Genomic DNA, 8,298 nt, shown 5'->3' on the forward strand with positions numbered 1-8,298 from the left:
CGGGCGGCCCGTTCGGCGGCTGCACCAAGGGCGAGCACCGGACCGAGCACCGGTTGCCCGGCCTGGTGCCCAGCGCTTGGTGCGCCACGGAGGACTGAGTCTGATCGCGGCTGTTACCGGCTCTTCCTGCGCGGATGGAGCGCCCCGACCTCTCTCGACAGCTCGGATGCCCGGTGCGCGGGCAGCCGCGCCGGGTCCGGCCGGCGGTCCGCCGTCGCACTGCGGGCACGGGCGGCGGCGGCCTGCACCCGCCGGGTGTCGCTGGCGGGGTCACCGGTGAAGCCGAGCGTGTTCCGGCGGTCGGCCTCCAGCACGGCCCGGGCGAGCGGGTGGCCGGCCGCCTCGGCCGCCCGGGCGACGGCGACCTGCGCTGCCGCAGATGCCTGACGAGCCGTGTTGTAGGCACTCGTGATGTGGCTGATCTGTTCTGCCGATGCCGGATACCACCTGGTCCAGCCGTCCTTGATCTGGTCGGACGGCGTGCTGCCGCGCGGGTTGTGGGCCGGGTCGGAGCTGAGGAGCACGCCCCGCTGGACCAGGGTGGCGGCGATACGGGGGACGTGTTCGGCGATCACCTGCCCGGCGGCGGGTACGGCGTGCACGGCGGCCAGCAGGTGCGGCGCGTCGCCGGGCACGGTGATGATCTCGCGCGCGGACCTGGGGGTCCGCTGCCCGCCGTCTCGTCGGGTCCAGCCGGAGGAGAAGAGGGTGCGGCCGAGCCGGACCACAGCGAACTCGGCCTCGCGCACGAGACGGGGATGAGAGGCGGCGGGCGCGCTGCCGAGTCCTTGCTTCCAGCTGTTCGCGGCCTGATACCAGGCCTGGGCCGCTGCGCGCAGAACCCCACCGGCCACCCCGAGGTCGCCCTGGGCGACCGGATCAGAACTGAGGAGATCCCGCGTGTGCTCGATCAATCGGGCGGTGAGCATGTGAGCTACCGCATGGTGGTTGGCGGCCTCTGACAGCTCGGCGACAGTGGCGTCCGGCAGGCGCTGGGCCGCTTGCTGCGCCGTGTGGGCGGCGAGCCAATCCAGACCTGTGCCGACCGCCCGGAGTGCGTCCTTCTGCGGCTCGCCCGGCCTGACCGGGAGCGGCACCGTCGTGGCCGCCGCCTGGAGCTGGGTGAGGCCGGGAGCAGGCATAGACGGGCGGGGCGAGTGGAGCTGGCGCTGGATGCCGATCGCCGCCTGCTCGATCAGCATCGCACGCTCCCCGAGTCGGTGGGCCACCTCGTGGCGGTGGGCCACCCGGCGGGCGGGAGGGCACAGCTGGCCGATCCGTACGGCCACGCGACCTGCGGTGCTGGCGAGTTCGGCCGTCTCGGCGACCATGTGGCGTGCGACCCCGGCGCTGTCCAGGTACGCGGCGTAGGGACTGCGGGGCTCTCCGTCCGGCCCGTGGTGGCTGGCCAGCAAGTCCCCCGCGAGGCTCAGGAAACGCGCGGCCTGGGCCAGGTGCGCGGCTGCCGGGTCGGGCTCAGGCCAGACGTGGAGGGCCTCGTCGCGCAGGAACCGCCCGAGGATCTCGATGTTGCTGTGCAACCGGGCCACGTCACCCTCGGCGATGCCGAGCGGGTCGGGGGCGAGCGGTCCGAACCGGCCGGACGAACGGTGGAGCAGCTGGAGAACATCCGCCAACGCCTCGCTACGGGCCGCGTGTTGGCCCGGTGTACTCGGCCCCTCCGCGTCGGCGAGGGTGAGGGCCGCCAGGGCGTACCCCATCCTGGATCCCGCCAGGTCAGTGAAGTCACCCCACGTGAGGTCCGTCATCCGGCCGCACCCTCCTTGACGGGCAGAGCGTTGCGCAGCGCGACGGAAGCGTCCCGGATGCGGAGGGCGGCCATGTGACGATCCCGAATCCGCCGGAGGCCCGACGAGCAGCGACCGAGTTCGTCGAGAGCATCGGCGAGGTCACACAAGTCGTTGACCAGGGTGAGGTCGGCCTCGTCATAACCGTTCTCGGGAACGGCTTCAGGCAGCGGTAGGTACGTGCTCGCCTCGTTGGCACAGGCGGCGGCGATAGTCGCGGCCGCCTCGTCGTAGCGCTCGTCCTCAGCGGCCAGCTCCGCCAGCCTGTGTGCGACGACGATGGTTCTCTCCACCAGGCTGGCGGCGACCTGTTCGAGGTCCTGCCGGTCGGGGCTCAGGTTCATGATTCGATCCTCCGGTCGGGGTTGTGGGGCCGTGCGGCGGCAGGCGGGCACGGATCGTGGCGGGTCGGGATCACTGCCGCCCCCCGCGTCGCCGCCCTGCGCGGCCCGGGCGGCCCGCTCGGCGGCTGTTCGAAAGGCGAGCATCGGACCGAGCACCGGTTGCCCGGCCTGGCGCCCAGCGCCTGGTGCGCCCGAGTGGGCCAGGAGCGAGCGATCCGAACCGGCCGGACGAACGGTGGAGCGGCTGAAGAACATCCGCCGACGCCTCGCTACGGGCCGCGTGCTGGCCCGGTGTACTCGACCCCTCGGCGTCGGCGAGGGTGAGGACCGCCAGGGCGACGAACTCACCCCTGGTGACGTCTGTCATTCGGCTGCTCCCTGCCCGACCATCAGAGCGTTTCGCCACGCAATAGCGGCATCCCGGATGTGGAGCGCGGCCATGTGGCGATCTCGAATCCGCCGGAGGTCGGATGAGCGCTCGCCGAGTTCGTCGAGTGCGTCGGCGAGGTCATTCAACTGGCCGACCAGGCTGAGGTCAGCCCCGGCGTCGCCGTCCTCGGGAACGGCTTCGGGCAGCGGAAGGTACATGGTCGCCTCGGTCGCGTAGGCCGCAGCGGCGAGCGCAGCCAGGTGGTCGTAGCGTTCGTCCCGGGCGGCCAGCTCCGCGAGCGCGTAGGCGGCAGCGATTGTCCTGTCCATGGTGCTGGCGGCGACCTGTTCGAGGTCCTGCCGGTCGGGGCTCAGGTTCATGATTCGATCCTCCGGTCGGGGTTGTGGGGCCGTGCGGCGACAGGCAAGCACGGTTCGGGATGGTTGGGGGCAACGGACCGGCTACCTGTGGATAACGCGGGCGCGCGGGCATGGCGACTCACCGGAACGTGTGAATCTGCTCAGCTCACCCATGGCTTCGTGTCACTTCTGCCGGGGCTTGCGCCCGGCCTGGACGGACGATCCGCCACGCCGCAGGTGCGCGGGCTGCTCGCCCACGACGGCCGCCGGCCGTTTCGGAGGACGGTGAGCGGACCTGGCCGTCGCCGCACCCACCGAGACGCCCCCGGGGCGCGCGGACGCCGGGCCCGGCCGCCGCAGCGCCTCCCCCATCCGCCGCAACCCGGGAACATCGACCGTGATGGACGGCGGCCCCACCTCGGCGGCAGGAACACCGTCCTGACGCCGGGCGACCATGCTGTAGGCGCCTGCCGCGTCCCCGAGGGCCAGGAGAGTCTCCGCGCTCGGCAGCGCGACCTGGCCGCGGCGCAGCCTGTCGGAGACGAGCTGGGCGAGCCGGGCGATCGTCTCGCACGCGTGGATGGACACATTGCGCAGGAACTCGGAGACACGGTGGTCGGCGAGGAGCCCTCCGGCGAACTCGCCTGCCCTCACCGTGAGGGTTCGCCACAGGCGGCCGACGGTCTCTCGGACGGCCCGAAGTTGCTGCCATTCCCCGAGGTCGAGAAGGGCCGGGTCGCATCGGTCGACATCACGGAGAGCCGCGTTGACGGCCTCCGCGCCCTGCCGGGCAGCGGGCACAACTGCCGCCGGCGCGGTGACCGTCCTCGCAGTCCCACTCGGCGTCGCGGCGACTTGCCGCCACCGAACTTGCAGCGCCTCGACATCGGCTTCCAGTGCCCGTCGCAGGTCGTCGGCCGTGCTGCGCCCCTCGGGCACGATCTCCTTCCAGGCTTCCAGCACTTCTCGAAGCTGCTCCTTCAGATCGGGCAGCCCGGCCCCGTCCGTCACGGACCGAGCACCTACCGGCTCAGCCGTTCCCTCTTCGGCCCACAGCGGCAACTGCTCCGTCCGTGCCGCCGCCCGGATGTCCACCGCCGGGGCCGCGTGCGCCCGGGGTTCCGGTTGCACGCGCGCCGGCCGATCGTCGGTTCCGGCGTCTGCCGTCCATCCCCCTACGAGTCCGGCCGAGACCGCATCCTCCTCAGCGAGCCGCTCACAAATCCTCTGATCATTCGCTGGCGGAACACCGAGAATGAAATTCTCCTGCTCCGCTGACTTCAGTGGTCGCATCGCTACCTCCAACACGACAAGCCACATATCCGAATATCGGCACCGATGAAAAAATCGCTCCAGGCGAATGCCGATCCTCGCCCTGCACGGGTGCCCCCTGGTGTAACACATCTCGGCCGGTGTTCACCCAACAACGCGATCGCCGTGTCGGAACTCATCGGTCGATCCACTGCCCAATGGCACTGGCGACCTGCTCTACCGTCACGCCCACTGCTGCCCGGCCGCGCCTTCTGAGCCTTTGGATCGTCGAAGTATTCGGTACGGCTCACGGTTCCTGCCTCGGTAGCGGGACGGCACCGGCCCACACCTCTGAGAACAGATAGCGAGTTAGTGGTTGTTGTGACATTCCCTCGCCGACGTCGCCGGTCTCAGCCTCCTGCCCGACCCGCCGCCCACACCTCACGCCCGTCCGAGCACGGTGTGCTGCCACACGACTGCGGCGCTTCGTTCGACAGCCTCTTCCTCTTCACGGCACTCGGGGCCATCGCCTTCCCCGGGCAGCAGCGTCCTCTCCAGAAACTCGTCCCGCAGGCCCGACCTGACTTCGACCGGATCATCCTGGTGGACAGCGCCTCGGGCAATTACAGCAATTACAGGTGTCAACGACCGTGCGCGCCTCAAGCAGTACCAGACCCTGCTCGCCGCGCCCCGGCATGTGCCGCCGAGATCGTTCCCGCGCACCGGAGCAACACCAGCCGTTGCCTGACATGGCGGAAGGGGGCCGTCCTGCACGGAGGTGGGGATCTTCTGATCAACAGCGCCGTCCGGATCGCCGACGCTGTCTGCGTCTCCGGCCCTGACGGGCTCGATGTCGGTCTGCTGAGGTTCGGACCGGCCGCCCTCGCGGTGCCGGTCAGCCGGCACGCGCGGCGCCTCGTCCCAAACGTGAACCGGGGTCGGGCACCGCACTGTTCCCGTCCGGCCCCGGCCCCGGCAGCGAACGGTGACGGGGCCGGGCGACGGGTGGCCGCGATGATGTCCGCAGTCGGCACGGAGGTGTCCAGCGGCGCGCGGCGCAGTCGTCCGCCGGAGGCAGACGGGCGCAGCCCGGTTCAAGCTCCGATCCGGTCGAGGTAGTGGGTGACGTACGGCGGGGTCTTGAGCGCGGCGATGTCGGAGAAGGGTACCCAGGCGATGCCCTGGCCTTCGTCGCCGAGCCGGATCGCGTCCTTCGGGCCGGTGTACACCGCGTGCAGGACCCGGGTCATCGGCGAGACGTGCTCGTGGCGCGGGCCGGGCAGCTCTCGGACGTCCGTGATGGTGATCCCGGCTTCCTCGAACACCTCTCGGGTCGCGGTCTCGGGCGGCGTTTCATCGTGCTCACGCCACCCGCCGATCGGGGTTCGGTGTCCCGGCCAGGCGATGCCCTCCTTCTCGTCCCGGTGGTGCACCAGCAGCTCGCCGTCCGGGGTGGTGACGAACACCACGACGCCCTCGAAGTCCTGGTGTTCCGGGGTCGGCCGCTCGATGTAGAGCACCCGGCCGGAGCGGGCGGCGCGCAGTACCTGGAGGTCTTGCCGGTATTCCTTGGGCGTCATGAAGTGGCGCCAGTTGTAGTCCGTCTCGAAGCGGTGCTCGCAGTGCTCGGCCGGGTCGAGGACGATGCGGGCCTGCTGCTCCTCGGTGAGCGTGCCGCCGTCGAAGATCCAGCCGATCGACGGCACGGGTCGGGTGTGGTCGGCCTGCTGGTGGATGACGGCGATCAGCCGCTGCCGGCCGACCGGGTCGGGGTTCTCGGCGAGCAGGTCGAGGCCGGTCTCCTCGCGGGCCTCGCGCAGTGCGGTGTCGAACGGGGACTCGCCGGGCTCGGAGTTCCCGCCGGGCCAGTCCCAGCGTTCGGTGTCCACGGAGTTGCGCATCCCGAGGACGCGGCCCTCGTGGTCGCGGACCAGGAAGCAGGCCCACGTCATCGGCCGGTCGATCGTAGCCAGGTAGTGGCCGGCGGGCTTCCATCCGGCGGCGAGGCGGTGGGTGAGCCAGGTGATCACCTCGCGGTAGCCGTCGCTGGTCGCCGGCAGTTCGTCCGGGTGGAACCAGCCGAAGGCGTCGTGCTCGGAGAGTGTCACCGCGGTTTCGTCCGGGACGGTTTGGGTGAAGACGAACTGGCGGGTCAGGCGGCCTCGGGTGTCGACGAAGTCCAGCGCGCGCAGGTACTCGATGTCGGTGCGGTGGATGCCGGTCTCCTCGGCCAGTTCCCGGATCGCCCCGTCCCTGGGGTCCTCGCCGTCGTCCAGTCCGCCGGCCGGGTAGTCCCACAGACCGGGTAGCACGTCGTCCTGCTTGCGGCGCAGCATCAGGACGCGGCCCTGTTGATCGCGCACCACGGTTCCGGCCGCGAGCTTCCGGATGCCCTCGGCCAGGGCCTGTTCGACGAGCAGCTTGTACGAGATCACGCGTTCTCCTCTTCCGGGGTGCGCTGCACGGGGATGCCCGTGCGGTCGTTCTGGAGGTCCCACAGCTCTCGGAACCGGCCGCCGGTGTCGGCCACCAGTTCCTCGAACGTCCCGGACTGGATGACCTCGCCGTGGTCCAGGACGACGATCCGGTCGGCGATGGCGACGTTGGTGAGCTGGTGCGTCACCAGCACCACGGCTTTGTCGTGGGCGAGTTCGCGTAGGTCGGTGAAGATCCGGTGCTCCGCGCGGGGGTCGAGCGCGGCGGTCGGTTCGTCCATGACCAGCAGCCCGGCCTGGCGGCGGAGCGCGGTTCGATGCGCCAGGTGAGGGCGTAGGCGCGGGCGACGGCCTGGGGCAGGCGGCGGCCTGGGGCAGGCGGCGGGCCATCGCGGTGACGGTGATGGCCCGGGTCACCTCGACGCGGCGCAGGTCGCCCCGGAACTCCGACTGTTCGTCCGCGACGGGCTCGGGGGTGGTGGTTGTGGTCAAGCGGTGGCCTCCCAGCCCTCGGCCTTGGCCCGGATGGTGCGCAGGTGCTCGGTGAGGAACCATTCGGGGTCGCCGCCGAGCATGTGGAGCAGGACGAGTGCGGTGAGGGCGGTGTCGCACGCCTCGGCGCGCACGTGGTCCCAGGTGTGGGAGTGGCCCTTGTTCGGGTTGACGCCCAAGGCTCCGATGACGGCCTGGGCGAGTTCGCCGGCCTCCTCCTGGACCTTGAGAGCTTGCAGGATCCGGCGCTGTTCGGGGGTGCCATTGAAGTGCGAATTCAGCTTATTAGCAACGTAGTTGGCGACTTGCGGCAGCTCTTCCATGGGGGTTGATCCTGCTCCCTGTTCGATTTCGCATCCAAGCGCCGGGAGGTTCCCGGCGGTTCTCGGCGGTTCTCGGCGAGCCCGGGTCGAAGACCACGAAGAGCACGTTTTCGATTCAGGTCGGCTGCTCACCACAAGGTCGGGTCCTTCGCCGGCCACCGCCTGCTCCCCGAGCTCGACCGGCTCCGAACCATGCACGCCCACCGGTCCCATCCGGCCCTCCACCAGCACCGCGGGTGTCCGTACCGCCCGCACGGTGCGACCCTGGCAGCGGCGCGGCGTCGCAACCCCCGACCGCCTCACACGGTTGGCCCAACAACCACCCACGCAACAGGAGGAAGACCAACGTGATCGTCTGGATCAACCGACCGTTCGGCGGCGGCAAGACCACCCTGACCGCCACCCTGCTGGAAGCCCTGCCCGGCGCGGTCGCCTTCGACCCCGAGAAGGTCGGCTACACGCTGCGCGAGACGTTTCCCGGCAAACGCCGGGACTTCCAGGACTTCCCCGCCTGGCGCCCGCTGGTCGCCCAGTTCGCGATCCACGGCCACGTCGAGAACGACGGCCTTCCGCTGCTGGTCCCGATGTCCGTGCTGAGCCAGGACTACGCCACGGAGATCCACACCGCGATCCGCGACACCGGCGTCACCCTGCACCACCTGCTCCTGCACGCCGACCCGGCCACCATCGCCGAGCGCATCGAGGCCTGCGTGGAGTACCCCGGCGAGGCGGAGCGCAGCGAGAAGGTCCGCGCCTTTCGCCGCCAGAAGCTCGACTCCTACGTCGAGGCGCACCGGCTGTGGCTCGCCGACGACGCGGAGGTCATCGACACCACCCACCTCACCCCCGCCGGGGTCGCCGAGCAGGCCCTCAAGGTCATCGACCGGCCGTGACCGCCCTTCCCACGGCGATCACC

7 protein-coding genes and 1 pseudogene are annotated in these 8,298 nt (G+C 70.7%); 1 reads left to right on the forward strand and 7 read right to left on the reverse strand.

The genetic code is table 11. The features are described 5' to 3' along the window. Positions 1-113: 113 nt before the first annotated feature. The 7 genes and pseudogenes from ACFRMQ_RS34400 to ACFRMQ_RS34430 all read right to left on the reverse strand — a co-directional run bounded on the left by ACFRMQ_RS34400 (position 114) and on the right by ACFRMQ_RS34430 (position 7,382). Complete coding sequence (locus ACFRMQ_RS34400) at positions 114-1,769, reverse strand: hypothetical protein (protein ID WP_380734706.1); 1,656 nt, start codon at positions 1,767-1,769, stop codon at positions 114-116. Beyond that, the gene (locus ACFRMQ_RS34405; protein WP_380734707.1) at positions 1,766-2,152 is read right to left on the reverse strand and encodes a hypothetical protein; all 387 of its coding nucleotides are present in this window, start codon (positions 2,150-2,152) and stop codon (positions 1,766-1,768) included. The genes ACFRMQ_RS34400 and ACFRMQ_RS34405 overlap by 4 nt, the downstream gene beginning before the upstream one ends. A 363-nt stretch (positions 2,153-2,515) precedes the next feature. Continuing rightward, positions 2,516-2,902: a hypothetical protein gene (locus tag ACFRMQ_RS34410; RefSeq protein ID WP_380734708.1), complete on the reverse strand. Its 387-nt coding sequence runs from the start codon at positions 2,900-2,902 to the stop codon at positions 2,516-2,518. Between the two features lie 162 nt (positions 2,903-3,064). Beyond that, the gene (locus ACFRMQ_RS34415; protein WP_380734709.1) at positions 3,065-4,174 is read right to left on the reverse strand and encodes a hypothetical protein; all 1,110 of its coding nucleotides are present in this window, start codon (positions 4,172-4,174) and stop codon (positions 3,065-3,067) included. Positions 4,175-5,226: 1,052 nt separating this feature from the next. Further along, positions 5,227-6,567: an NUDIX domain-containing protein gene (locus tag ACFRMQ_RS34420; RefSeq protein ID WP_380734710.1), complete on the reverse strand. Its 1,341-nt coding sequence runs from the start codon at positions 6,565-6,567 to the stop codon at positions 5,227-5,229. Beyond that, positions 6,564-6,878: pseudogene (locus tag ACFRMQ_RS34425) on the reverse strand (ABC transporter); the annotation flags it as partial. The pseudogene ACFRMQ_RS34425 and the gene ACFRMQ_RS34420, both read right to left, overlap by 4 nt. Positions 6,879-7,055: 177 nt before the next feature. Further along, positions 7,056-7,382: a MazG-like family protein gene (locus ACFRMQ_RS34430; RefSeq protein ID WP_380734711.1), complete on the reverse strand. Its 327-nt coding sequence runs from the start codon at positions 7,380-7,382 to the stop codon at positions 7,056-7,058. Positions 7,383-7,729: 347 nt separating this feature from the next. Here ACFRMQ_RS34430 and ACFRMQ_RS34435 point away from each other — a divergent pair, with 347 nt between their 5' ends. Beyond that, positions 7,730-8,275: an ATP/GTP-binding protein gene (locus ACFRMQ_RS34435; protein ID WP_380734712.1), complete on the forward strand. Its 546-nt coding sequence runs from the start codon at positions 7,730-7,732 to the stop codon at positions 8,273-8,275. The last annotated feature ends 23 nt before the right edge of the window (positions 8,276-8,298 follow it).

Source organism: Kitasatospora sp. NPDC056783 (genome assembly GCF_042789895.1).
Lineage (GTDB): Bacteria > Actinomycetota > Actinomycetes > Streptomycetales > Streptomycetaceae > Kitasatospora.